General features: G+C 40.7%; 26 protein-coding genes. 11 read left to right on the forward strand and 15 right to left on the reverse strand.

All coding sequences use genetic code 11. The annotated features are described in order from the left end of the window. Window positions 1-3 precede the first annotated feature (3 nt). The 3 genes from prmA to OQ289_RS10000 all read left to right on the forward strand — a co-directional run bounded on the left by prmA (window position 4) and on the right by OQ289_RS10000 (window position 2,621). On the forward strand, window positions 4-843 hold the full coding sequence (gene prmA, locus OQ289_RS09990) for a 50S ribosomal protein L11 methyltransferase (RefSeq protein WP_270090588.1): 840 nt from the start codon (window positions 4-6) through the stop codon (window positions 841-843). A 6-nt stretch (window positions 844-849) separates the two neighbouring features. Further along, window positions 850-2,220 (forward strand): UDP-N-acetylmuramate--L-alanine ligase, encoded by a 1,371-nt coding sequence (locus OQ289_RS09995; protein ID WP_270090589.1) that lies wholly within the window; start codon window positions 850-852, stop codon window positions 2,218-2,220. A 71-nt stretch (window positions 2,221-2,291) separates the two neighbouring features. Beyond that, on the forward strand, window positions 2,292-2,621 hold the full coding sequence (locus OQ289_RS10000) for a helix-turn-helix domain-containing protein (protein WP_033565791.1): 330 nt from the start codon (window positions 2,292-2,294) through the stop codon (window positions 2,619-2,621). Window positions 2,622-2,727: 106 nt separating this feature from the next. On the opposite strand, the gene OQ289_RS10005 is transcribed toward OQ289_RS10000, so the two are convergent. From OQ289_RS10005 to OQ289_RS10020, 4 genes are all read right to left on the reverse strand, one after another. After that, entirely contained in the window at window positions 2,728-2,889 is a 162-nt protein-coding gene (locus OQ289_RS10005; RefSeq protein ID WP_270090590.1) for a hypothetical protein, read from the reverse strand. Between the two features lie 179 nt (window positions 2,890-3,068). Continuing rightward, entirely contained in the window at window positions 3,069-3,629 is a 561-nt protein-coding gene (gene scpB / locus OQ289_RS10010) for an SMC-Scp complex subunit ScpB (RefSeq protein WP_270090591.1), read from the reverse strand. Window positions 3,630-3,641: 12 nt separating this feature from the next. After that, complete coding sequence (locus tag OQ289_RS10015; protein ID WP_270090592.1) at window positions 3,642-4,766, reverse strand: CofH family radical SAM protein; 1,125 nt, start codon at window positions 4,764-4,766, stop codon at window positions 3,642-3,644. 119 nt (window positions 4,767-4,885) lie between these two features. After that, on the reverse strand, window positions 4,886-6,070 hold the full coding sequence (locus OQ289_RS10020; protein ID WP_270090593.1) for an MFS transporter: 1,185 nt from the start codon (window positions 6,068-6,070) through the stop codon (window positions 4,886-4,888). 88 nt (window positions 6,071-6,158) lie between these two features. Here OQ289_RS10020 and OQ289_RS10025 point away from each other — a divergent pair, with 88 nt between their 5' ends. Further along, complete coding sequence (locus tag OQ289_RS10025; RefSeq protein ID WP_270090594.1) at window positions 6,159-7,124, forward strand: helix-turn-helix transcriptional regulator; 966 nt, start codon at window positions 6,159-6,161, stop codon at window positions 7,122-7,124. A gap of 55 nt (window positions 7,125-7,179) precedes the next feature. On the opposite strand, the gene OQ289_RS10030 is transcribed toward OQ289_RS10025, so the two are convergent. Beyond that, complete coding sequence (locus tag OQ289_RS10030) at window positions 7,180-7,419, reverse strand: hypothetical protein (RefSeq protein WP_270090595.1); 240 nt, start codon at window positions 7,417-7,419, stop codon at window positions 7,180-7,182. Window positions 7,420-7,488: 69 nt separating this feature from the next. Here OQ289_RS10030 and dinB point away from each other — a divergent pair, with 69 nt between their 5' ends. Next, window positions 7,489-8,583, forward strand: a complete 1,095-nt coding sequence (gene dinB / locus OQ289_RS10035) for a DNA polymerase IV (protein ID WP_270090596.1) — start codon at window positions 7,489-7,491, stop codon at window positions 8,581-8,583. A 20-nt stretch (window positions 8,584-8,603) separates the two neighbouring features. Here dinB and OQ289_RS10040 read toward each other — a convergent pair whose 3' ends face one another. Then, window positions 8,604-9,173 (reverse strand): YqgE/AlgH family protein, encoded by a 570-nt coding sequence (locus tag OQ289_RS10040; RefSeq protein ID WP_270090597.1) that lies wholly within the window; start codon window positions 9,171-9,173, stop codon window positions 8,604-8,606. 235 nt (window positions 9,174-9,408) lie between these two features. Here OQ289_RS10040 and pdxH point away from each other — a divergent pair, with 235 nt between their 5' ends. From pdxH to OQ289_RS10055, 3 genes are read left to right on the forward strand one after another with little or no spacing between them, the layout of a single operon-like run. Then, window positions 9,409-10,062, forward strand: coding sequence for a pyridoxamine 5'-phosphate oxidase (gene pdxH / locus OQ289_RS10045; RefSeq protein ID WP_270090599.1), 654 nt, complete (start codon window positions 9,409-9,411; stop codon window positions 10,060-10,062). A gap of 2 nt (window positions 10,063-10,064) precedes the next feature. Beyond that, window positions 10,065-10,559 (forward strand): NADH-quinone oxidoreductase subunit C, encoded by a 495-nt coding sequence (locus tag OQ289_RS10050; protein WP_270090600.1) that lies wholly within the window; start codon window positions 10,065-10,067, stop codon window positions 10,557-10,559. A 12-nt stretch (window positions 10,560-10,571) separates the two neighbouring features. Further along, window positions 10,572-11,768 carry an NADH-quinone oxidoreductase subunit D gene (locus tag OQ289_RS10055; RefSeq protein WP_270090601.1) on the forward strand — a complete coding sequence of 399 codons (1,197 nt, stop codon included), beginning with the start codon at window positions 10,572-10,574 and terminating at the stop codon, window positions 11,766-11,768. Window positions 11,769-11,972: 204 nt separating this feature from the next. Here OQ289_RS10055 and OQ289_RS10060 read toward each other — a convergent pair whose 3' ends face one another. After that, on the reverse strand, window positions 11,973-12,560 hold the full coding sequence (locus OQ289_RS10060) for an outer membrane beta-barrel protein (RefSeq protein ID WP_270090602.1): 588 nt from the start codon (window positions 12,558-12,560) through the stop codon (window positions 11,973-11,975). A 530-nt stretch (window positions 12,561-13,090) separates the two neighbouring features. Here OQ289_RS10060 and OQ289_RS10065 point away from each other — a divergent pair. Continuing rightward, entirely contained in the window at window positions 13,091-14,449 is a 1,359-nt protein-coding gene (locus tag OQ289_RS10065) for an alpha-L-fucosidase (protein WP_270090603.1), read from the forward strand. A gap of 37 nt (window positions 14,450-14,486) precedes the next feature. Here the strand turns inward: OQ289_RS10065 and OQ289_RS10070 are convergent, their stop codons facing one another. The 7 genes from OQ289_RS10070 to OQ289_RS10100 all read right to left on the reverse strand — a co-directional run bounded on the left by OQ289_RS10070 (window position 14,487) and on the right by OQ289_RS10100 (window position 23,982). Then, complete coding sequence (locus OQ289_RS10070; protein ID WP_270090604.1) at window positions 14,487-15,368, reverse strand: pirin family protein; 882 nt, start codon at window positions 15,366-15,368, stop codon at window positions 14,487-14,489. Between the two features lie 10 nt (window positions 15,369-15,378). Next, complete coding sequence (locus OQ289_RS10075) at window positions 15,379-15,690, reverse strand: GNAT family N-acetyltransferase (protein WP_270090605.1); 312 nt, start codon at window positions 15,688-15,690, stop codon at window positions 15,379-15,381. 68 nt (window positions 15,691-15,758) lie between these two features. After that, window positions 15,759-16,634, reverse strand: a complete 876-nt coding sequence (locus OQ289_RS10080) for a pirin family protein (RefSeq protein WP_270090606.1) — start codon at window positions 16,632-16,634, stop codon at window positions 15,759-15,761. 208 nt (window positions 16,635-16,842) lie between these two features. Beyond that, window positions 16,843-17,403, reverse strand: coding sequence for a GNAT family N-acetyltransferase (locus OQ289_RS10085; RefSeq protein WP_270090607.1), 561 nt, complete (start codon window positions 17,401-17,403; stop codon window positions 16,843-16,845). A 279-nt stretch (window positions 17,404-17,682) separates the two neighbouring features. Continuing rightward, the gene (locus tag OQ289_RS10090) at window positions 17,683-22,248 is read right to left on the reverse strand and encodes an efflux RND transporter permease subunit (protein WP_270090608.1); all 4,566 of its coding nucleotides are present in this window, start codon (window positions 22,246-22,248) and stop codon (window positions 17,683-17,685) included. Window positions 22,249-22,258: 10 nt separating this feature from the next. Further along, complete coding sequence (locus OQ289_RS10095; RefSeq protein WP_270090609.1) at window positions 22,259-23,395, reverse strand: efflux RND transporter periplasmic adaptor subunit; 1,137 nt, start codon at window positions 23,393-23,395, stop codon at window positions 22,259-22,261. Window positions 23,396-23,613: 218 nt separating this feature from the next. Next, window positions 23,614-23,982, reverse strand: a complete 369-nt coding sequence (locus OQ289_RS10100) for a hypothetical protein (protein WP_033565808.1) — start codon at window positions 23,980-23,982, stop codon at window positions 23,614-23,616. A 418-nt stretch (window positions 23,983-24,400) separates the two neighbouring features. Between OQ289_RS10100 and OQ289_RS10105 the strand changes: the two genes are divergently transcribed. Both OQ289_RS10105 and OQ289_RS10110 read left to right on the forward strand, forming a co-directional pair. Continuing rightward, window positions 24,401-24,733 carry a DMT family transporter gene (locus tag OQ289_RS10105; RefSeq protein ID WP_270090610.1) on the forward strand — a complete coding sequence of 111 codons (333 nt, stop codon included), beginning with the start codon at window positions 24,401-24,403 and terminating at the stop codon, window positions 24,731-24,733. 14 nt (window positions 24,734-24,747) lie between these two features. Continuing rightward, on the forward strand, window positions 24,748-25,311 hold the full coding sequence (locus OQ289_RS10110) for a Crp/Fnr family transcriptional regulator (protein WP_270090612.1): 564 nt from the start codon (window positions 24,748-24,750) through the stop codon (window positions 25,309-25,311). A 66-nt stretch (window positions 25,312-25,377) separates the two neighbouring features. Here OQ289_RS10110 and OQ289_RS10115 read toward each other — a convergent pair whose 3' ends face one another. Further along, on the reverse strand, window positions 25,378-26,352 hold the full coding sequence (locus tag OQ289_RS10115; RefSeq protein WP_270090613.1) for a deoxyhypusine synthase family protein: 975 nt from the start codon (window positions 26,350-26,352) through the stop codon (window positions 25,378-25,380). Window positions 26,353-26,363: the final 11 nt, after the last annotated feature.

Genomic DNA, 26,363 nt, shown 5'->3' on the forward strand with positions numbered 1-26,363 from the left:
GATATGAAATACAGCCAAGTTATCTTTACCTGCCACTCTTTTGCAGAGTGGCAGAAAGACTTGTTTATTGCTGAACTTGCTGATATTGGTTTTGATACCTTCGAAGATCAAGAAAAAGGGTTTTCGGCCTACATTCCTACTGCAAATCTAGATTTGCAAAAGCTGGAGACCACAATATTGCATGCTCCGGAGGGATTTAATGTCGATTATCAGATTACTACGCTGGAAGATCAGAATTGGAATAAACTTTGGGAAAGCAATTTCAATCCGATCATAGTGGACGATCAGTGTTATGTACGTGCTACGTTTCATGAGCATAAGCCAGAATATGCGTATGAGATTGTTATTGATCCCAAAATGTCCTTCGGAACTGGACACCACCAAACTACTTCCATGATGTTATCTTATATATTGGAGAGCGATATGAAGGATAAATATGTGTTAGATATGGGTTGTGGCACAGGTATTTTAGCTATTTTAGCTTCTTTTAAGGGGGCCTCTAATGTTTTGGCAATAGATTACGACCCTATATGTGTAGAAAGCATGACAGAAAACAAGATTCTGAACCAAATTGAAAATATAAGTGCCGAGTGCGGTTCCTACGATTTGTTAGCGGGCAGGGTCTTTGATATTATTCTGGCCAACATTAATAGGAATATCCTATTGGAGCAAATGGAGCAGTATAGCAAATCTATTGCGGACAATGGACAACTCTATCTGAGTGGATTTTATGATGGAGAGGATCTAGCTATATTGACCCGTCATGCTAAACAACTAGGCTTTTCATTTGTTAGTAAGAAAGTACTGGATACGTGGTGCTCGGCAAAATTTACTAAATCATAAGCTATAATGCGCATTCATTTTATTGCAATAGGCGGGAGTGTCATGCACAACCTTGCTATATCTTTGGCAGAGCAAGGTCATCAGATTACTGGGTCTGACGACCAGATTGTCGAGCCCTCCAGGAGCAGGCTGATGGAAGCACATCTATTGCCGGCTGAAATTGGTTGGTTCCCTCAAAAAATAACGACAGATATTGATGCCGTTATTTTGGGAATGCATGCCGATGCGGACAATCCTGAATTGCTTCGGGCGCAGGAACTCGAACTTAAAATTTATTCCTTCCCTGAATTTATATATGAACAAAGTAGGGATAAGACTCGGGTTGTCGTTGCCGGTACCTATGGCAAGACCACCATTACCAGTATGGTGATGCATGTGCTCAAAACATTAAACCGCTCTTTTGATTATGTAGTAGGGGCACAGTTGGAAGGATTTCAAAGGCTGGTTCACCTAACATCCGACAATCCTATAATTATTATTGAAGGAGACGAATATTTTGCCTCCAGTATAGACCACCGCTCCAAATTCCATCTTTATCATCCCAACATCGCCTTGATTAGTAATGTCGAATGGGATAATTTTAAATCTGTTATTTCCAGAGACGATTACTATAATCAGTTCCGGATTTTTATTGACACAATCGTGTCGAAAGGGACACTTGTTTATAATAAAGAAGATAAAGTCCTGCAGTCCTTGGTAGGGGAGACCATGGCGTGTAAAATCAATCGACATGGCTATAAATCTCCCGAATATACCATCAACAAAGGGATTACGTACCTTCATAATGGAGATGAGGAGATTGCTCTGCATGTGTTCGGTAAGTTTAATTTGTCAAATATCGCAGGAGCGTATACGGTATGTGAGTGGCTAGGAGTCAAGAAGCAGGAGTTTTTTGATGCAATCCGAAGCTTCAAAAGCTCTATTCGGTACCTTGAGTTTGTTGCTAGTCAAGATGGAAGTGTGGTGTATCAGGATTTTGCACATACTCCTCCCAAGCTCAGGTCCAGCATACATGCTGTAAAGGAACAATTTCCGAAGAAAGAATTGGTCGCTGTAATTGAATTAAATGCATATGACAGCTTGAATAAGGATTTATTGGAAAAATATGTCGGAACAATGGATGAAGCTGATATCCCAATAGTTTTTGTAAATAAAGAATCTTTTAAGGAAAAAGGTAAAAATATTGATAATATTGAAGAAGATATTCGTATATCTTTTGCTAATCCAACTATTCGTGTAATTTTGGAAATAAGTGATTTAAACGAGTTTTTAGAAGGTTTTAGGTCCAAGGATTACAACCTTTTGTTTATGAGTTCGAGTAATTACAGTGGGGTTAACATGGTTAGTTTTGCTGATAAGTTTTTTAAAAATGATTAATTTTATTGGTTTATCGAATTGTTAAATTTTTTACTTAACTTTGGTTATATTTATAAACATCACATACACCCATGAATGCATTAGGAAAAAAAATCAGACTACTAAGACACCAGAAAGGCTGGAGTCAGGAGGATGTTGCAAAGAGATTGGATATCTCTATACCTGCATTTTCCAAAATTGAAACTGGAATTACAGATGTAAATCTATCCAGGTTAAATCAGATTTCCAAATTATTTGGTCTAAGTGTCGTCCAGCTTTTATCTACTTCTGATTCTGAGGAAGACAAACAGTATCAAAACGAATTGTCAGACATGACTAAGAAACTTCAAGTCCGAGAGACAGAAGTGATTGAATTACAGAAAAAAGTAATTGATTTATACGAACAATTACATAAAAAATAGTCTGTTTCCGTGTCTAACCAGAAAAGGTCGATTGTTAAAATCGACCTTTTCTTTTAGGAGGCAGACAGTTCTCCACCAAATGTTTTTTCTTTAGGTACAGATTTATTTAGAAATCTTCATCCTCATCAAAATCTTCAAAATCACCAATTGAGTCGATTTCATCCAATTCAAAATCTTCTTCAAAATCGTCATCCGAATCATCTTCAGGACCATTAAACGAAAGGATCATCTCGTCTTCCAAAACGTCCATTGCTGTCTCTTGCATCATAGTCATATCCCTTTTTTGCTTTCTTGATAGTTGTTTTTACACAGTAAAATTAGCTAACAAAATCAGAACTTAAAACTTTTTTTAAAAATAATTTTAAAAAATAATCATCTGTAATTCAGTGTTTTAGATGTTTTGTGGCAGTGGAGTTCTGATCTTATACTATTATACTAAGGAAATAGTTAGTCCGCCGTTTCTCCAATGGAGTTTTCTTCGTTAATAATGTCCTTCAGTTGAGGAAGGTCTTTCGTACTATTGATTCCAAAATGATTCATAAACTGCTCACTTGTCCCATATAACAATGGTTTGCCAATAGTTTCGGATTTACCGGCAATTCGGATTAAGTTTTTTTCCAGTAATCTTTGGACCGAATAATCACAATTGACTCCGCGAATTTGCTCAATTTCCAGTTTGGTAATGGGCTGTCTATAAGCAATTATGGCTAGGGTTTCCAAAGCTGATTGACTTAGTTTTTTCTTCTCTTTATGAGAGATCAGTTGGTTGACCGATACATGATAGATAGACTTTGTTAGAAATTGAAAAGAGTTGTTGATTAATTTTAACTCCAGTATCGAATCTTCGTGTTGATATTTGATGGCTATACGATCAACTAATTCTTGGAGCTCCTCTTTAGAGATCGTAATTGCCAAGGAGTCTTGGACTATTTGTTTAAGGTCACTTATTGCTATTCCTTCTTCTGAAGCAAATATAACAGCTTCAATATGCAGTAATACGTCTTTCAAAATAATCGTTTTTTAGTAATTGATAACCTGTTCTTCCATATTGATTGGCAATTCTCTGAATCGATATGTCTGGGTACGTAGTTGAGGTTCAAATCCAGCTTCTCTAATTGCATCTTGTATGGATTTAGAGGTGAAGCGATGGGGGGCCCCCGCTGCGGAGACAACATTCTCTTCGATCATGATAGAGCCAAAGTCATTGGCTCCAGCATGCAGGCATAGCTCTGCTGTGCGCTTGCCCACAGTTAGCCATGAAGCTTGGATATTTTTGATGTTAGGGAGCATGATTCTACTTAGCGCAATCATGCGTATATAGTCTTCTCCGGTTACATCATTGGTGATTCCGCGAAGTCTCTTTAACAATGTCCCATCATCTTGGAATGGCCAGGGGATAAAAGCGATAAAACCATATGCATCTGCCGGCTTTTCGGCTTGAACTTCTCTGATCCAGACTAAATGTTCGAATCGCTCTTCCAATGTCTCAATATGACCAAACATCATCGTGGCTGATGTTGGAAGATTAAGCTGGTGTGCAGCACGCATGACATCCAGCCATTCCTTACCACCACATTTACCTTTTGAAATCAATCTCCTTACACGGTCGTTCAATATTTCAGCCCCAGCGCCAGGTAAAGAATCTAGCCCTGCTTCTTTCAGTGCACGTAACACCTCTAGATGGGTCATGTTTTCCAATTTGGCGACATGAGCAATCTCCGGCGGCCCTAATGAATGCAGTTTAAGAGTAGGATAGAGGTCTTTTAACTGTTTGAATAGCGTGGCGTAAAAGGACAATCCTAAATCCGGATGATGTCCACCTTGAAGTAGCAGCTGATCGCCTCCATATTTGAAGGTTTCTTCGATTTTTTGCTTATAGGTTTCGATATCGGTAATGTAACTGTCTTCATGTCCAGGGCGTCTGAAAAAATTACAAAATTTGCAGTTAGCGATGCAGACATTCGTTGTATTTACATTACGATCAATCTGCCAGGTAACTTTTCCGTGGGGCACCTGTATCTTGCGGCACTCATTAGCGACATATGCCAAATCCGCTGTTGCAGCATGTTGGTATAAATAGATTCCTTCTTCTTTTGAAAGAAATTCAAAATTCAAGGCGCGTTCTAGTAAACTGTTGACATTCATGTTAAGCAAAGATACGTAGGTTTTCGTTAAAGTGAGATATTCCAAAGCAGATATTAACGTTCATAGTGACGATAATTCAGCAAGGCGGTTTCGCTGTTGGCGTCTGTTGACAGCTCCGCTTATCGAGCTGTCGTACTTACTTCTTCGCTAATCCTTTTTTTGAGCACATAGGTCTTTAGAAATATAAAAGCTAAGATGGTCCCTATCGAAGCCATACCTGCCCCAACAAGTGACGGGTAGTTGTAAGCGTAGCCTAGGGTTATGGGAATCGCACCAAAAAAGGCACCTAATGTATTCCCGATGTTGAATGCTGCTTGGCCCGCTGCAGCTGCAAAGGTCTCTGCTCCCTTAGCATTATTGATTAGCATCATCTGCAGGCATGGACCTATAGTGAATGATATCATGCCCGTCACAAAAGCCATGACATAGGCCAGCTCTCCAATATGGGCCACAAAGAATACTACAACTAGACAGAGGGCCATAGCGCCAAAGCTTGCCATGGAGGCTTTTGTCGGGAGAATGCTATCAGCGAGCTTACCGCCTAGAAGATTTCCGAAAAACATTCCTAAGCCGACCAATACCATGATAAATGGGACGCGGTCAGGGTCTAAGCCTGATACTTTCGTGACCAACGGGGCAATGTAGCTGATCCACGCAAAGAGTCCTCCTGTTCCAATGGAAATAATTGCAATGATCAACCATGAATGCCACTTTTTAAAATATGAAATCTGGCTGATGATGTTGTTATCCTTGTTGGCTTTTAACTTAGGCAGCCAAACCGAGAGTGCAAGGAACGTTAATAGTCCAAGGCAGCTAATGATTCCATAAGTAATGCGCCATGAAAAATGATGACCGATATAAGTTCCAATAGGCACTCCTGCGAGATTCGCGATTGTCATCCCAGTAAACATGACCGAAATCGCTTGGGCCTCTTTTCCTTTTTTTGCCAAATTTGCAGCAACTACCGATCCCACGCCAAAGAAAGCCCCATGAGGTAGTCCTGATACAAATCGAGTGAGTAGCAAAGTGTTGTAGTCTGGCGATATAGCGAAGAGACCATTGAATATAAAGAACAACAGCATTAAGAATAATAAAATGCTTTTGGGTGAGTACTTGGAAGTAAATGCTACAAGTGTTGGTGCGCCCACTACCACCCCTAGGGCGTAAAAAGCAATTAGATTGGCAGCAGTAGGGATTTCAATTTGAAGGTCTTTTGCAATATCAGGTAGAATACCCATCATGGTGAATTCGGTCATGCCGATTGCCAGTCCTCCAAATGCCAAGGCGATAAGTCCTTTGTTCATTTGTTGTAAATTAAAGAGAGCGGCAAAGGTACAATCAATAGTCTTTACTTTTGTCATAATTCTATAGAAAAGATTAACTTTAAGCCCTATGATGAATGATGATACTCCCAAAAAATTCGATCGCACTGTTGCCATATTTATTCAGCTACAATCCAAACGCGTTGTAAGGGCGCAAGAATTGGCTGAACGGTTTAATGTGAGCCTCAGGACAATATATCGAGACATTCGTACACTGGAGGCATCTGGGGTGCCAATCTATGGCGAGGCCGGGACAGGGTATTCCTTGATGGAAGGTTATCGATTGCCACCCGTTATGTTCACTCAGGAGGAAGCGACAAGTTTTGTGGCAGCAGAAAAACTCATGCAGCATTATGTCGATAAGGGAGTCTTAGACCATTTTTCATCGGCCATTTATAAAATAAAGGCAGTACTCAAATCTGTAGAAAAGGATTGGGTCTCTGAATTGGAACCACAGATACTTATCCCTTCAAGCAATCGTAATTTGAACAATGCGGTCCCCAATGCCCTCTCATCGCTATTTATCAGTATATCTAAAAGAAGAATAATTAACCTCCTTTATCAGACAATAGAGGGTAATCGTCCCGAGATGCGGGCTATTGAGCCAGTAGGTGTCTTTCACGAAAATAGGTTTTGGTATATTATCGCCTATTGTCATCTCCGAAAAGACTATCGTCAATTTCGTACCGATCGAATCAAGGGATTAGATATTTTGGACTCGCCGTTCACGTTGTCCCACCCACCCATTGCTGAATTTTTGGAAAAGAGGGAAAACGTCGATCGTACAAAAGTCGTCTTAAGGATGAATCAGCGGATAGCAAGGTATCTCGTTTGGCAGCGAGATAATTATGGATTCGTTTCGGAGGAAAAAATAGAGCCCGATGAAATTCGGTTGACATTCATGTGCAAGCATGTGAATGACGAATTTGCGAGATGGTTTATGATGTTTGCAGATTTGGCTGAGATTGAAGAGCCTGATTTTTTACGCGAGCGCATCCTAGAGTTGGCTCAAAAGTCAATGGAGAAACATAAGTGACCCTACACCGAACGACGATGACCAAAAGTGTGCAAAAATAGAGGCTATAACGAACCTATCCCAATAACATAACGTCTTTGATCCGTATGATTTCTTGTATCGTAGGTGTTCGGTCATTTTCAATCAATGCTTCATGGGCTGGACTTGCGACCACCAGCTTAAAGCTCTTCGCATCTATCCTTATATTGAAGATACACCCATGTACATGCTGTTTGTCGTCTACAATCAAAGAAAAATCAGTAGCGAGTTGGCTCAACATTCCTTTTTGATTAACTAGCTTTATAAAACGTTCCATATCGATTTTTATACAAAAATAGTTTTTTTGGTTTAGTTTTGTCCCTGCATCCGACTATTTTGGTGAACATTGAAGAAAATTGAATTAGATACAAATCGTAAAATCATCCATTTAGACATGGATGCCTTCTATGCTTCAGTAGAGCAACGAGACTTTCCTGAATTGCGAGGCAAACCTTTAGCTGTTGGCGGTTCTCCAGATGGACGTGGAGTGGTCGCTACCGCCAGCTATGAAGCTCGCAAATTTGGCGTAAAATCTGCGATGTCTTCCAGACAAGCATTGCAGCTATGTCCTGAACTTATCTTTACTTATCCTAGGTTTGATGTGTATAAGGAAGTGTCACGGCAGATTCGTCAAATATTTCACCGTTATACAGATTTGATAGAGCCATTATCGCTGGATGAAGCTTATCTAGATGTTACAGATGACAAACAGGGAATCCATTCTGTAGTAGAGATAGCAAAGCGTATTAAGGTTGATATTAAAAATGAGCTCAATCTCACTGTTTCGGCGGGAATATCGAGCAATAAATTCGTGGCTAAGATAGCTTCTGACTACAACAAACCTGATGGGTTGACATTTGTCAGCGCGTCTAAAATACTTCCTTTCATGGAAAGCCTACCCATTGAAAAATTCTTTGGTGTTGGTAAGGTGACGGCCGCTAAGATGAAGAAATTGGGCATATTCAATGGACGCGATTTAAAGCAGTTTTCAGAGGAGTCCTTGGTGCGACATTTTGGTAAGTCTGGCCGATTTTTCTTTGCAATTGTCAGAGGGTTTGATAATCGAAGCGTACAAACAAATAGACCCATTAAATCAATCAGTGTCGAGGATACCTTTGATCAAGATATCAGTGACCGCGAAATTCTACTTGAGATTGTAAAAGAGCTGGCTGTCAAACTCAATAAGCGATTAAGTGCACGAGAGTTACAAGGACGCACGGTCGTCCTGAAAGTGAAATTCTCCGATTTTTCTCTGCTCACCCGTAGTTTGACTACGACAGAACCGATTATCCATGCCGAAGGACTTTATCAAATAGGTGCTGAACTTTTCAACAAAATCGAACTCGAAGACTCCAAAGTCAGGTTGCTAGGGATAGGGGTCTCTAATTTTGTCCACGATGATTCTATTGACGAATCCAATTTGCAAATTAGTTTATTTTAGCTTCATATCCTTGCATGGTACTAATTCCACTCCGGTGACTTTGGAAAGTTCGCCACATGTGCATATTTGGGTCCCATACTGATTAAGGCTTGTTTCCAGAGATCCTCTCCATCCGTAATAAAAGTCAAATCCATGTTGAATTTATTATCTACAGCCCAACTGTTCTCAAGGATTTCTTTGTCTAGTTGTCCAGGACTCCAGCCCGAGTAGCCAATGAAGAATTTGACTTCGTCTGCCGTAATCTTTTGATCTTTTGCCAAGTTTAGTAACATTTCCAAGTTTCCGCCCCAGTACACATCATTTATGATATGTTGGCCACTCAGCAAGCGGTCATATGCCCGATGGATGAAGAATAATGACTCACACTCTACAGGTCCCCCTAAATATAAGGGGAAATTATTTGTAGGTAATATGTTCTCGAATAAGTCGGAGAGCTGCAAGTGTGTACGTTGATTGAGAATGAAACCTACCGACCCGTCGACTTCTTGGTGTTCGGCCAATAAAATGACCGATCTTTTAAAATTTTGATCCAACATAAAAGGTTCTGATAGGAGCAGACTGCCTTTTTGGGGATTAAACTCATTGAACATAGCTATATCTCCTTTCTTTGATAAACTTAGTTAATTTTACGTTTATATCCAATATATTTAATAGCGCATCATTAGGACTAAACCAGTCAAAGTTCCTTTTGCCATTAAAAAGTCATTTTCATGTCCCATAGGGGATAAGTGCTACGCCTTATTTTCTTTCTGATTTTAATTAGTGGATATTCGAGGCGAAAAACAGCGCTTTTTAGTAAGTTTGCAAGTAGACAATTATTTCATTATGCCCATCGAGCACAAAGACATTGCAGCCATTAGAGCTGACTATACTTTAGGGAATCTATCAGAAGACAACGTCTGTCCCGATCCTATGCTTCAATTTGCAAAATGGTTTGAAGAAGCCTTACATGCCGAGGTTGTAGAACCTAATGCGATGACCTTATCGACCGTTTCTGCAGTAGGGTTCCCATCTTCGAGAATTGTATTGCTGAAGGATCTGAAAGACGATGGATTTAGCTTTTTTACGAATTATGAAAGTAGAAAAGCTGATGAGATTTCCCGGAATCCACGGGTGGCCCTTTTGTTTTTCTGGCCAGAACTTCAAAGGCAGGTACGAATCGAAGGATTGATTGAGAGACTCCCCGCCGAAGATTCCGATGAATACTTTCAATCTAGACCGTTGGGAAGCCAGCTTGGTGCAATCGCTTCGCCGCAAAGCACACCTATTCCCGATAGACTTTATTTAGAAGCTAGGGTGGCAGAAGTCGAAAAGAAGTATCTTGATAAACAACCTGTTAGTCGTCCAGCACATTGGGGGGGATATCTCGTTCGTCCGGTGGCGATGGAATTTTGGCAAGGAAGGAGTAGTAGATTGCATGATAGACTGTTGTACACCAGCGTTTCGGATTTCTGGAAAATAACTCGATTAGCCCCTTAAATATGGATTTTGAAAAGATAAAACAATTATTGGTCGAAGCGTTTGGTCCAGATATAATTATCAGGGAGCAAGCGGCAGGACTTCAACCCGCAATTTATTTACCAGCGGATAGAATAATGGAAGTATGCTTGTGGTTGCGTGAATCGCCTCATACTTACTTTGACTTTTTATCCAACCTAACAGCAGTTGATAATTATCCCGAAAATAGCTTTACCGTCGTGTATCACCTTTCCTCCATCCCTTATCAATTGCAGTTGACCCTGAAGGTTGAATTGGCCGTTGATCGATCGACAGAGACTTTACCTACCTTGCCCTCGGTGTCGTCGGTATGGCGGACGGCCGATTGGCATGAACGTGAGGCATATGACTTGATGGGTGTTTTCTTTACCGAACATCCTGATCTTAGGAGGATACTATTGCCAGATGATTGGGAAGGTTTCCCGTTAAGGAAAGATTATCAGGATCCCGAGCAATATCACGGGATTAACATCAATTAATTTTTTGATAACATGGCACAAGAACGCTACGGTCAGGCATTAGCAGCCTACCATAAAAAGATAGCAGATATAGGCTCTCAAGAAATGGTCATTAACATGGGACCTCAACACCCTTCCACGCACGGAGTACTACGATTGGAGTTAATTACCGATGGAGAGATTGTCAAAGAAATTATTCCTCACTTGGGATATCTGCATCGATGTTTTGATAAACATGCAGAGGCTGTCAATTATACTAAGACCATCCCATTTACCGATCGTTTGGATTATTTAGCTTCCATGAACAATAGCCATGCCTATGTGATGGGGGTTGAGAGGATGTTGGGTATTGATACCAAAATTCCCAAGCGTATTGAGTATATCCGGGTGTTGGTATGTGAACTCAATCGCATTGCTTCACACCTTATAGCAATTGGTACATACGGGATCGATATTGGTGCGTTTACACCATTTATGTGGTGTTTTAGAGATCGAGAACATATCATGAATATGTTGGAGTGGGCCTCAGGTTCTCGTATGTTGTATAATTATATTTGGATAGGCGGTCTATTTTATGATATACCAGTAGGTTTTGAAGAAAGGTGTCTTGAGTTTATTAACTATTTTAAACCGAAGCTTGTCGAACTTGATGAATTACTGACCCAAAATCAAATATTTATCTCTCGTACGGCAAATATTGGGATTTTGCCGGCGGACGTAGCTATAAATTATGGATGCTCTGGCCCCATGCTCCGAGCATCAGGAATAAAATGGGATTTACGAAGAGTAGATGCATATTCGATATATCCAGAGCTCGAATTTGAAATTCCGTTAGGAAGAGGAGAGATGGGGGGATTAGGTGATTGTTGGGATCGGTATAAAGTCCGTGTCGACGAAATTAAAGAATCCGTCAAGATAATAGAGCAATGTATCGAACGCCTGCAGAAGCATTTTTCAAGAACACCAGATTTTGATCCAAGGGCTCTAGTTCCAAAAAAAGTGAATGTGAAGGCGCAGGATTATTATGTGAGAGCAGAAAATCCAAAAGGAGAGTTGGGGTTTTATTTTGCTGCACAAGACAAAACAGATATTGCAAAAAGGGTTAAAGCTCGGGGGCCAAGCTTCAACAATCTGTCGGTATTGCCTGCGTTGGGCAAAGGCGTGTTGATTGCAGATTTAATTGCAATATTGGGATCTTTGGATATTGTGCTTGGAGAAGTAGATAGATAGCATAAACATGCAAAAAAATGCAAGAATATTTTGATATTTATGTGACAACACGTATCTTAGCTGTCTCATAATTTAAGTTTATAATTGGTTAATAAAAGTTCGTAGTCGCTCGATTACGGACTTTTTTTGATTAATACAAATATTATAGAATGCGAAAAGGGAACCTCGTCATGAGGTTCCCTTTTCAACTATATGAACTATTTGTTAAAAGTGAAACTGTACACCAATGGTAGGAGCCAAAGAGTTGGCATCTAAACCAAAGCTATTTGTTTTGACTTTTGTATCTGTCAATTCATTGGTTGTTTGGTTATGATTGTAGTACAAACCTCTTACTTTGAATTCAATACCAATCTTGGAAGTAGGGAAATACGCAAATCCTGGAGCCAATTCCACACCGTAATTGTTAACTTTATGAGTCTTTACATCGTCTACTTCTACTTTTCCCCAAGACATTGGAGCAGATAATTGTCCGAAGAACTTAACTGGCCCCTCGCCCATGTAATAACGACCAAATGGTGCTACTTTGAAAGCATCGTTTACAGTTTCAACCCCGACGGCTTCTTTTTTAGACCACTCATATCCTACACCTGTACCAATAGCGAAGTTGTCCGTTATGAAATATCCAACTTGTGGCATAAGGGAGAAGCTATTCTCTTTCAGATCTGTATCTTGAATTTTTTCCGTAGAAAATCCTACTTGTCCACCCACAATAAATTTCCCTTTTTCTGTTTGTGCGTTTGCGGCAAAAGTTAATGCTGTAATAGCTGTTAAAGTAAGGAATAATTTTTTCATGTCTTTAATTTTTAAATATGTTATGATAATAATTTTTATAAGGTCTTTACTTTTTGACCGTTTAACCTTATTGGTCAATGTTTGTGCCAGTACCTGTTTTATTTTGATTTTTTTTAATACAAAATAAGCTTTTGGTGTAGTTGATTGATTATCAATAGCCTTTTAAATGCCTTTAAATCCATTATTATTTTGAAATGACAAAGTATGTATTAGACTTTATCTGACATGTTGACTTTTTTGTAGTTGTTGTCAGTTTTTTAATTAGACAATCTGTCAGGGTGTACCCGGTGTAATTGGAAGTAACCTGCTTTTTGCATAGTGCTTTCGGTGGATGTGACTTGTGCAAACGGTTGTGTTACTTATCTCTTTGTAGTTTCTTGCTTTTATTTATATTATTGTACTCATGTTGATAAGCCGGTTGATGTTTTATCGGCTATATGACCAAATAAGTATTTCCGTCACCCTAAAAACTTTCAAAAGTGAAGACCAATTATCTCACAAAAATCATTTTAATACTGGGCTTGTCTATTATGAATCAAGTCCAAGTAGATGCCCAAACATCATCTCCAAGTATACCCAAATGGGCTGAACGTGCTAATCAAGACCAACAGGAACGTATGAAATGGTGGGCACACGATCGCTTCGGAATGTTCATCCATTGGGGGCTGTATGCCGTACCAGCCCGTCATGAATGGGTACAGCAGCGTGAGCAAATGAGCACAGAGAAATACAAGGAAACTTATTTTGACTTGTTTGATCCTGATCTTTACAATCCAGTTGAATGGGCCGCTTATGCTAAGGAAGCCGGAATGAAGTATGTCGTCATTACTACCCGCCATCATGATGGCTTCAGTTTGTGGGATACACAAGTAAGTGATTTTAAAGCGACCAATACGCCCGCCAAGCGTGATCTGTTAAAACCTTTTGTCGAGGCTTGTCGTGACGCTGGGTTAAAAATTGGGTTCTATTATTCGTTGATTGACTGGCATCATCCAGATTTTACAATAGATGGTACCCACGCTCTTCGCAATAGTAAGGAAGCTAGAGAAACAAATGCAAAGCGCGATATGACCAAATACCGTAAGTTTATGAAAGATCAAGTTCGTGAATTGTTGACCAATTACGGGAAGATTGATTTGTTGTTTTGGGATTTTTCGTATCCTGGTAAAGATGGTAAAGGACACCAAGATTGGGATAGTGAGGGTTTAGTTAAGTTAGCGAGGGAGCTGCAGCCTGAGATTATCATGAACGATCGATTAGATCTAATGGAAACAGATTGGGGTTGGGACTATAAGACGCCAGAACAATTCATGCCTAATAAATGGCCCGAGCATAATGGTAAGCGTGTGGCTTGGGAGACCTGTCAAACATTCTCTGGCTCTTGGGGATACCATCGAGATGAGAATACTTGGAAAAGCAATAACCAATTGATAGCGATGCTCATTGAAGTGGTGAGTAAAGGGGGGAATCTGCTGTTGAATGTTGGACCAACTGCTAGAGGGTATTTTGATGATCGTGCAACCGAACGCTTGGATGCAATAGGGCAGTGGATGAAGTATAATAGCAAGTCAATTTATGGATGTACCGCAGCGCCCGACGATGTTCAGAAGCCTGATAATACCTATCTGACCTATAATCCGGAATCTAAAAGAATGTACATCCACCTGCTTCAATGGCCATTTAAGACTTTATATCTTCCTGGCTTTAAGGGAAAGGTGAAGTATGCTCAGTTTTTGCATGATAATTCGGAAATTAAATTTACGTCGCGAAGTGCCGCCTCTGCTGGAGAGCACATGGCGATAACGGCAGGTGAGGGGGATTTGATTATGGATTTGCCAGTTGTCAAGCCAAATATAGAGATACCGGTAATTGAACTTATCCTAAATTAAAAGGAGGGGTACACATGTACCCCTCCTTTTTTAAGTTTTATTTGAGAGAAGAAGCCGGTAGTGGGACAAAGTCAGTCTCACCAGGTACCTTTGGGAATTTTTGATCTTTCCAGTCATGTTTGGCTTGTTCTATGGTCGCCCTATCAGAACTGACGAAATTCCAATGGATGAATCGTTGTTCTGGAAACGCATCTCCTCCAAAAATATATACTGTTGTATTCTCACCTATTTCAAATTCGCAGAGTTTGGAGTCCTTAGCAATCAGGATGTGTTTCGGTTGATAGGTATTACCTTCACTTCGAATTTCCCCCGATAAGATATACAAACCACTTTCTCCAAAAAGGTATTCGCCTATGTTGACCTTTGCTGCTTTGGAGCTTTTTATTTCCAGAAAATATAGCGGACTGTGGATCGGTACAGGTGAAATTTTGTCAAATGCTTTGCCTGCAATAAGTTTGAATTGTACGCCATCTTGCTCCCATGTAGGTATGTCAGAGGCTTCGATGTGAGTAAATGTGGGCTCACTCTGTTCCAAGTCCTTCGGAAGGGCTACCCATATTTGTAATCCATGTAGTTTCTTTTCAGAATTACGCAAGTATTCTGGCGTCCGTTCAGAATGAACGACACCTTTACCCGCTGTCATCCAATTAACTGCGCCTGGTTGGATTTCGACAGCTGACCCAATACTATCCCGATGAAATATTGCACCTTCAAATAAATAAGTCAGCGTAGACAACCCAATATGTGGATGAGGGGGCACGTCCAAGTTTTCGTAATCTTTAAGTGCAGCTGGTCCCATATGGTCGATGAAAACAAACGGACCGACTGCCCGTTTCTGAATAAAGGGCAAAAGTCTGCCTACCATAAAGTTTCCAATATCAGCAGCACGCTCTTCAATTATCAATCCTATATTTGACATAATGTATGCTTTAATCTAATGAAGTTCTATTTTCAGATATAATTCTTTTCCATTCTGGATGTCTTTTGATGTACGCGACCACCAATGGACAAAGTGGATTTAGCTTTTTTCCACTTTTTTCAATGGACTCCAATGTCTTTTCGATGACAGCAGTAGAAGCTCCTTGACCTTGCAGGGAATCCTCTACTTCGGTATGAAGTAAGGTAATTTGGGATGCACTTTCTCGATACGTGATGAATGCTTTGCTACCTTCAATATTTATCTCATATTGGTGGTCCTTTTCGTTCTTAACCAAAGGGATACTTAAAAATTCTTCTTTCATGGATATCTATGTTTAGTGAAAAAATCCTTAACCTTCTTCTTCTGCTGTTTACCTTTAGTAATTTCGGGTTAATCTTCCAAATAGCCAAATTTTCCCTTATTAAATTCGTCAAATGCCTCGACAATCTCGGTCTTTGTATTCATGACAAAGGGGCCGTGCGCTACAATGGGCTCGTGAATCGGCGCTCCACTTAATATAAGTACAATTGCGTTGTCTGTAGCTTCAACATCAAAATCCTCACCGTTGTTTTCAAAAAGAACAAAATTATCCGTAGGGACCGATTGCCCATTGACTTTAATATTTCCTTCGATTACGACCAATGCTGTATTGTAGGACGATGGAAAAGAAAAGTCTGCATGCCGTCCAGTGTTTAATTTCAAGGTCATGAGGTTCACAGGAGTGAATGTTGAGGCAGGACCTTTGTTCCCTTTGTACTCACCAGCAATTAACTCTATTACACCGGCTTGGTCGTGTAGCTTGACAACAGTCATATCCGCATGCGCTATTGCTTGGTATTTTGGAGAACTTTTTTTGTTCACTGCTGGCAAATTAATCCATAGCTGCACCATTTGAAATTCACCACCGGTTTTATTGAAGCTTTCTTCGTGGTACTCTTTGTGAAGTATACCGGATCCTGCTGTCATCCATTGCACATCTCCTTCGTTTATCACACCTCCACCGCCACTGCTATCGTGGTGTGCGACTTTACCCTTATAGGCAATAGTGACTGTTTCAAAACCTTTGTGGGGGTGCACACCGACCCCTTTCAAATGTTCTGACGGAGGGAATGTGAATTTTGCGTTATAATCCAGTAAGATAAATGGACTCATTCTCTCCATCGTAACACCAGGTGCACTCGGGATAAAGTTGTGGACCCTGAATCCGTCGCCAACGAAATGTGCATGTCTAGGCGCTATTATTTTTTCAATTTTTTTTGTGTTCATCTCGATTCTCCTTTTTATGAATGCTAATTCGTACGTTACAAAAGGGTACTTTGACCCTTAGCATATGATCTAGTCGTTAGATTGCTTTTGTGACAAGACAAAGGTATGCACGAATAGTTGTGTGAGCATTGATGTAAGATAAGAAAGACAAATTTTTCAAGTCCCCTTTAGCGAAGCGTTGAGCGTAATATTCTCTAAAGGCAAGGTGCTATTTACAAGGATAAATCATGTGGTAGTACTGTCCGCCAGCAAAGTCCTTTTTGGAGTCGATTTGAAAGCCGACACGTGCATAGAGGCGTTGTGCATTTGGATTGGTGAAGTCCACCAATAGGCCCACCTTTGAAAAATTGTGATCTTGGGCGTAGTTCAAGATGTGACGGAGCAATAGACCTCCGATACCCTTTCCCTGCTGATTGGGAGCTACAGCGATAGTATCGAGATAAAGCTCATCCCCATCAGTTTCATTATCGAGTTGCAAGTGCTGATTGTATTTGTCCTGCATGAGCCGCAACACCGGGGCTCTTAGGGAGGCCAGTTGGTCGCCATCATAGGCAGTAATACTACCTACAATTTGATCATTTTCATCAATAGCGACAAATGTGTTCTCATAACTGTATTGATTGCTCTTTTGTTTAAAAAGCTCAGTTAGAAAATAAGTAGCTTCCTTTTTGTCTTTTTTTCCAATGAAACGATACACAATATCTTCCATAGCTTGCAGCATTAGGGCAGCGGCGGCTTCATCTGTTGGTTGTGCTTTTCTGATATACATGCGTGAGCAATTTGATTGAATGATTTCAAAAATAATGTATTTCACGAATATCCTAAGACATAAATATTATAATGTTTTTATGAAGCAATCAAAATATGCTGAATTCAGAATATTTAAATCTTATAAGGTGGGGCCTGTGTCTGACTCTTCAAAGAAATGTCAAAATACAGGAAGAACGGTTTAATTTTATGTAGGATGATATTTAATAAAACAGTCCGACTAAAAAAGACTTTAGCCGGACTGTTTATTATGTTAGTTCTTTAAAAAAAATGATGTAAGTTACCAGCCACCTCCTAATGCTTTGTAGATGTTCAATTGAATCAGGATGTTCTCTTTACGGCTTTGTATTTCTTCCATACTTACTTCCAACGCTGATCGCTGTGCACTCAATATATCAAGGTATGTAGCACGTCCAGCTACAAACAGATCGTTGGATACAGTCGCAGCCTCATTCAGTACATCTACTTCCTGTGCCAATATCTCTTGCCGTTCTTTTGCATCATTTTGAATTTCTAGTTGACTGAATAGCTCTTGCCAAGCTTTTAGTACAGTTCGTTCATATTGATAGAATTGGATACCGTAGTTGGCTTTGTACTGTGCATAAGTTGCGTTTAGTGCACGTCTATTGAGCAGAGGCGCAGAGACACCTCCAAGTAAGCTATAGGCGAGTGACGAAGTAGACATGAGCTTCTCTATTCGAAAGGAATTCAATCCAATCTGAGGAGACAAGACCAGAGATGGGTATAGATTTGCTTTAGCTGCATCGGTTTCCATACCTGCTGCCATGAGATTCAAAGTAGCCTGGCGAATATCAGGGCGTGAAGCCAGCATAATGTCCGTATGAGTAGACGGGATGGCTTCGAATATGGTCGTGATATTCTCAGGAAGAATCGTGCGTTCTATCTTTCCATCAAATCTGCCCATTAAAAAGTTTATTTCGTTTTCAATTTCCCTTATTTGTTGCAGTCCTTTCTTCTCTTGGGCTTTAGCATTCAATAGGGCTGCTCTAAATTGGTTGACGCTTAATGAGTTGGCAGTTCCTGCTTTTTTCATAACCTCCATGATATCTAAGCTTTTGGACTGAATAGCGATGTTCTCTCGAATAGCTTGTTGTTCAGCATCCAAGGCAACTAGGTCGTAATATCTGTTCGCAATTTCAGTAACCAATTCGGATTGCACCAATTTTTTTGCTTCATAGCTCCCTAAATATTCATGATATGCTGCATTTTTTAGGCTTTTCAGTTTGCCCCATATATCCAATTGCCAAACAGAGCGAAGCCCTATGAAATAATCCGGTACAGGATTCGGTATAATTTTGGAACCAGAGATGTTGTCCGAAAGATTTTGATCAAAGATTCCAGTACCATCTATCGTATAATCTCCAAATCTATTGAGGCTTCCCTCAATTGCTAAGTCCACTTGGGGGAGTTGCTCACCTTTACGCATGGTGAGCTTGGCCCTGCTGAATTCTATACGTTGAAGGGCTTCTCCAATATCAGGGCTGTTGACCAATGCCGTGTCCACTAGTTTGCGTAAGTGTTCATCCTTGAAAAAGGTGCTCCACTTGAGGTCAGTTATTAATTTCCCCTCATTTGAAGTAGAATCTGTTATGGGAAGTCTGGATGGTACAAAAGTATCGCGCACGTCTGACTGTATTTTACAACTTCCAAATAGTACAAGAATGAATACAATCCCAATGGTTGCCTCAACGATTTTAGGCTTACCTTTTTTTGCAATGGTCTTTTTGGTTGCATTGAACAATACATATAACCCGGGTATAATCAAGACCCCAAAGATGGTGCCTATAAGCATGCCCCCTAAAGCCGCAAGTCCGATAGATTTGTTGCCAAGTGCTCCAGCTCCCGAGGCCATTGCCAATGGAACTAGACCCGCCGCAAAGGCAAAAGAGGTCATGAGGATAGGGCGTAGGCGCATTACTGCTGCTTCAATGGATGCCTCAACTACGGATAATCCTTGTTTGTGCTTAATTACTGCATATTCAATGATTAGAATAGCATTTTTGCCCAATAGTCCAATCAACATGACCAAGGCTACTTGTGCATAAATGTTGTTTTCCATCCCAAATACCTTTAGGAAAAAGAAGGCCCCGAAAATTCCCGCTGGTAAAGAGAAAAGTACAGGCATTGGAAGTAAGAAACTTTCGTATTGGGCGCATAATAGGAGGTATACAAAAAGCAAACATATTCCGAATATATAGACGGCCTGATTACCAGAAGCCTTCTGTTCCTTCGTCATTCCTGACCATTCAAATGCATAGCCGGCAGGTAATTTTTCTTTAGCAATACGTTCTACTGCCTCGATTACCTGCCCCGAGCTGTAGCCTGGTGCCGGATCTCCATTTAACATTGCAGAGGCATACATATTGTAACGAGTAATTTGTTCGGGTCCATAAACTCGTTCCATCCGCATGAAAGCTGAGTAAGCGACCATTTCATCTTTATCGTTTTTCACAAAAAGCTGCAGTACATCTTCTGGTTTTTGGCGATACATCGCATCTGCTTGCACCATGACTTTGTACATCTGTCCATAACGAATAAAGTTGGTCGCGTAAAAACTACCCATCAATGTCTGCAAGGTATTCATTGCATTTTCGACAGATATCCCCTTTTTAGCGGCTAGGTCGTAATCTATATGGAGCATGTATTGCGGAAAGTTAGTCTCAAAAGACGTGAAGACATTTCCAATTTCGTCACTGCTCTTAAGATCGTCCATAAAAGTATTGACTACCTCAGAGAATGCTGTGAGATCATCTTTGCCCGAACGATCCAATAGACGAAGTTCAAATCCAGAAGAGTTTCCAAACCCAGGTACTGTAGGTGGTGGGAAAAACTCGATTTCGGCGTCTTTGATATGTTTTGTCTTTTCTTTTAATTCATCGATAATTTCCCAGACAGACTGCTCCCTGTCTGACCAGCTTGCGAGGTTGATCATTCCCATTCCATACGACGAGCCCGAAACTTCATTCACAAGACTATAGCCAGATAGTGTGGATACAGTCTCTACGGCTTTTAGGTCGCGGCTGATTTTGTCTACTTCATTCATGACTACTTCTGTACGGTCTACCGTCGCTCCAGGCGGAGTAGTGACATTCACATAGATCATCCCTTGGTCTTCGGTCGGGATAAAGCCGCCCGGTAATATGCTACTCATTCCCCACGTGGCAGCAAATGAGCCAACGAGTAGTCCGATGGTTAATGTACGCCTGTTGGCAATAGTACGGACCACAACGGCATATTTACCAGAGGTATTGTTGTACCATCTATTAAACCCATTGAAAAAGCGAGTAAGTAGATTGTTGTTTTTCTTTTTACCATGTGGTGATTTTAGCATGATGGCGCAGAGTGCCGGGGTAAGCGTCAATGCGTTGATTCCTGAGATGACGATTGCTGAGGCCAGTGTGAGCGAGAATTGTCTATAGAATATCCCAACCGGTCCATCCAAGAAAGCCACAGGGATGAAAACTGCTGACATGACCAATGTAATGGCAATAATTGCTGATCCCACTTCCTTCATCGCGGCAAATGTTGCTTCACGAGGCGTGAGTGTTTCATCGTCTTCCATTTTGGCAAAAACCGCTTCTACCACGACAATGGCATTGTCTACCACGATACCGATAGCTAATACGAGCGCAAAGAGTGTCAACAGATTGATGGAGAATCCCAACATCTGCATAAAGAAAAGTGCTCCTATCAAACACACTGGTACAGCCAAAGCCGGAATTAATGTGGACCTAAAGTCTTGCAGGAAAATAAATACCACCAGAAAAACGAGTAAAAAGGCTTCAATTAATGTAGTAATGACACTGCTGATAGACGCATCCAAAAAGCGCGAAACATCATAGCCCAATGTGTAGGTCATTCCTGGCGGGAAGCTTGTTTCCTTTAGGTCGGACATGCGCTGCTTTACATTGTTGATGACATCTTGAGCATTCGATCCAGGCAATTGCTTCATCATGATTGAAGCAGAAGGTCTTCCGTCGGTTTTCGAGACCATTTCATAATCCAACGAACCAAATTCCAAAGTTGCAATGTCTTTGATTCGCAATACGGATCCATCGGCATTGGCTCTTATCGGAATATTTTCATACTCCTCTGCTTCTGTAAACTTTCCGGTATAGCGCAGGACATATTGTTGCATATTGACGACTTTGTCTGATCCTATTCCAGTTTGACCGGGAGCAGCCTCAATGTTTTGAGCTCTAAGAGAAGCAATTACTTCATCTGCGCTGATATTATAGGAGGCTAGGCGGTCAGGTTTTAACCATACGCGCATAGCATAATCCCGCATTCCCATAATTTGGGCAAAACCTACTCCTTCGATACGTTTCAATTCCTTGAGGATATTGATGTCGGTAAAGTTGTAGATGAAGCGTTCATCTGCACGCTCGTCCTCACTATAAATATTGAGGTACATAAGCATACTGTTCACTTCTTTTTCAGTCGTTACACCAGCTTTAATGACCTCCTCTGGAAGTTCGTCTAATACCGTGGTTACGCGGTTTTGTACGTTTACTGCTGCGATATCCGGATCCGTGCCTACTTTGAAGAATATTTGTATCAAGGTATTTCCGTTGTTGGTACTTACCGTGGACATGGATGTCATCCCCGCAACGCCGTTAATGGCTTTTTCCAAAGGTATTGCTACTGCATTTGTACTCACTTCTGCATTAGCACCGGTGTAATTTGCTGTCACCACTACAGAAGGGGGGACGATATCAGGAAACTGTGTCACCGGAAGTGTAAATAGGGAAAGTAATCCCAATAGGGTAATGAAGACCGATATCACCAGGGATAAAATCGGCCGTTTTATAAAAATGTCAAACATTTGATTTTACTTATTTCTGAGCCAATTTATTTTCTGCTTGTTCTTTCAATTGTGGTTTGATTTTGTTACCATCCTTCAGTCCTTGGGTACCTTCAAAAACGACTTGTTCATCTTCGACCAATCCTTCTTTTACCAAATAGTAGTGCCCAATACGAGGTCCTGGGATGAAAGAGGTCATTTTTACGGTGTTATCATCTGCGACGGTATAGACAAATGTGCGATCTTGAATTTCGAAAACCGCCTTTTGGTGTACGGCAATCATATTGTCTACGTGTATAGGGAAATTGATTTTGCCTGAGGCGCCATGACGTAGCGCCAACTTTGGATTGGCAAAGCGAGCCCGTAAGGATATGGTTCCAGTCTGGCTATTGAATTCAGATTCGGCCAGTTCGGCTACGCCAGGACTCTCGTAGTTCTCTCCATTCGCTAGCGTGAGAGTAACAGGTGTCCTGAAGGTTCTGTTGTCTACTGCAGAGTCCGCTTGCATAGACAGAAATTGTTGTTCGGTAATGTCAAAATAAGCGTAAACATTACTGTTGTCTGAAATATTGGTGATTAATGAACCTTCGGTCAGTAATGAACCTTCACGTAAGAGAATCCGATCGATACTACCATCAAACGGCGCCTTTATATAACATTGTTGCAACCGTGTATGTGCAAATTGGACCAAGGATCGGGCTTCATCTACTTTCGATTCCGCCGCTTGAAGTTTGGCTTCCGCTAAATCCATTTCTGTGCGGGAGATGATGTTCTTTTGGAGTAGAATCTGGGTCTGATCGGCTTCTAGGCTGGCACGCTTCGCTTCGGCAATGGCATTGTTAAGCTGAGCATTGGCCTTGGCAAGTTCCGTTTTGAATTCATCAGCATTGATGGTGAATAGAATTTGCCCTTTACGAACGAAATCTCCTTCATCAACGGCAATCTTTTCTAAAAATCCATTCAGGCGGGAGCGGAGTTCGACATTTTTGACTGCTTGGATATCCGTAATGAAATCATGCGTAATGGTCGTGTCCAACAGCGTTACTTTCGTAGTTGGGATCACAGCGATATCATCTTTTGGTGATTCAGATGATTTTGTTTCTTGGCAGGAATAAAGGGTAACTGCTAGTGAAGAGAATGTGATGTAGCGGATGAAATTTGCTTTCATATCTTAAAAAAGTGTTTAAGTGAAGACTCATATCCAAGATTATAAGGCATATACTATTCGTATATTGGCTCATTGTGGGATACTCTACCTTCTGTAAGTATGTTTGGATAAAAAATGATACTGATCGAGAATCAAACAAATACAATCGACGTCAAGTAATAACTTGATCCAGGACAAAGTTTGCTTGTAAATTAGGAAAGAAGTGGGAACGAAATTCCTTAGAAGGGTTTTAACCTAGATAGATATTGATAGTATCCCAATTGGAGCGGGATAGCTTTATTCAGTCTTTTTGGTACTAGTGTACGGAGTTTGTCCGATTTTAAAATTCTGGGTAGATAAAATACGAGAAGAAGAATAGGGAGTATGGCGTTTACCTGATTGGCTACACGATATTCATCGTATTGAAAGTCGGAAACTTCTTGTTCGGCTTTTAAAGGGATGTCAAATACGTCGTCGAGTAAGACATTGACCAGTGTAATCCCTGAGTTTAAGTTGTTGTCAAATTTATCGAAAATGATGGTTTCATGATACGCAATTGCATTCACATATAACAAGAGCATCAAGAAGCCAAAAATTCGTTTAGACATGATTACAAATATATTAAAAGCTGTGTCTATTAAATGAAGTGCTTTGTTTTTGTTACAATATTTAACCAAAACCGTTACTTTTTTCTGTAGCTACTTTCTTTTTGGCATATGTTCTATAGATACCTACAATTGGTTCGTATTATTAAAGTATCGAACTATTAGGAGGTGGACGTTATACCGGTCACAGGTCGCAACTACGGTCGGATACGGCAGTAGTCAATCATATAGTACAAGCTTTTACTCCGTCATTCAGGAGCGCCTGCATCTATTTTTAACCTAGTGCTGTCGGTAGCTTAATGATTTTTGTACCTTTAGGCCGTTGCATGTGCTAAATAGGGATATAAAATACCTATCCGGCATAGGCTATTGTTTAAAACCGCTAGTTGGCGGATGCTCCTTAGAAGACAAATTAGAGTATATGAAAAGCTACCTGTTTTTATTGTTGGCTATATTTTTTGAAATCGTAGCAACCACATTTTTAAAGAAATCCGAACAGTTCACACAGCTCAAACCGTCAGTTATCACTATAGTGGGATATGTACTGGCGTTTTATTTCCTGAGTCTTACACTTCGTACCATTCCTGTAGGTGTGGCTTATGCGATTTGGTCAGGAGTAGGCATTGTATTGATTACATTTGTCGGTATTATTATGTTTAGGCAGACACCTGATCTTCCAGCAATCATTGGACTGATACTGATCACCTCAGGTGTCATTGTTATTAATCTTTTTTCAAAAATGGCAGCTCATTAAACGACCTTAAATTTATGCTCTTAAATAATATTATTAATGAGATACATCCACTTCCTGCCGAATCGCTCCTTCAGCTAAAAAACATCGTCACGGAAGTTAATCATCCTAAAGGATATCTTTTGTTGGAGGCGGATAAAATCGAACGCTCGTTATACTTTATCAATAAGGGAATCGCGCGAGCTTATTCCAATCTAAAAGATACGGAGATTACATTTTGGTTTGGTACTGAAGGCGAAACGATTATATCCATGCGAAGCTACATTGAAGATAAGCAGGGCTATGAGAATATAGAGCTTTTGGAGGACTGCGTACTCTATGAAATAAACAGCAACGATTTGAAGGAGCTTTTCAAAAGTGATATCCATATTGCCAATTGGGGGCGTAAGCTTGCCGAAAAAGAACTGCTCAAAACGGAGGAGCGGATGATTAATAGGGAGTTCAAGACTGCGTCCGATCGCTATCATGAGCTGTTAGCTAATCAATCACAGTTGCTGCAACGGGTACAATTAGGATATATTGCTTCTTATTTGGGAATTACCCAAGTCAGTTTGAGTCGAATACGCGCTGAACGGAGGTAAATTATATGCCAATTAGGGCCGACCCAATAGATGAAGCCGACCCTGTTTTTAAGGATAAAATTTGCGCTATTGATTGAGTACCCACGCGAAGATTAATGGCGCTACTATCGTTGCGTCGGATTCTATTACATAGCTAGGGGTATCTACATCAAGTTTGCCCCAGGTGATTTTTTCATTCGGAATACATCCCGAATAAGACCCAAAGGAGGTCGTTGAGTCTGTGATTTGACAATAGTACCGCCATTTCAATACGTTGTCCTTTTCCAAGTCTTGCTCCAACATGGGAGCTACGCACATGGCAAAGTCACCTGCTATACCACCACCTATCTGAAAAAATCCTACGCCATGGCCGACGGCGTTCCGTTCGTACCAGCCGGCTAACCAAATCATGTATTCTATTCCGCTTTTTACGGTAGAAGCCTGTAATTCATTTTTGATGACATAAGAAGCGAAAATATTGCCCATTGTGGAATCCTCCCATCCAGGGACCACGATAGGGAGGTTGCGTTCAGCTGCTGCTAGCATCCAAGAATTGGCCGGGTCAATTTCATAATCATTGACCAATACCCCACTTAAGAGCAATTTGTACATGTATTCATGAGGGAAATAGCGCTCTCCCGAAGCTTCGGCATCTTTCCATATTTTTTCGATATGTCCCTGTATTTTGCGAAAAGCCTCTTCTTCAGGAATACAAGTGTCTGTTACGCGGTTATATTTAGAGTGGAGTAAATCCAACTCATCTTGCGGATTCAGGTCGCGGTAGTTAGGAATTCTTTTGTAGTGAGAGTGAGCGACTAGATTCATGATGTCCTCTTCTAGGTTAGCGCCTGTACAGCTAATGATGTCAACCTTACCCTGACGGATCATCTCCGCAAGGGATATACCCAGCTCGGCAGTACTCATTGCACCTGCTAGCGATATCAGCATCTTCCCTCCAGCTGTGAGATGCGCTTCGTAACCTTTGGCTGCGTCCACCAATGTGGCAGCGTTGAAATGTAAGTAGTTCTTTTCTACAAATGTAGATATAGGTCCTTTGTTCATGCTTAAATGCG

The sequence above is a fragment of the Sphingobacterium sp. SYP-B4668 genome, assembly GCF_027627455.1.
Lineage (GTDB): Bacteria > Bacteroidota > Bacteroidia > Sphingobacteriales > Sphingobacteriaceae > Sphingobacterium.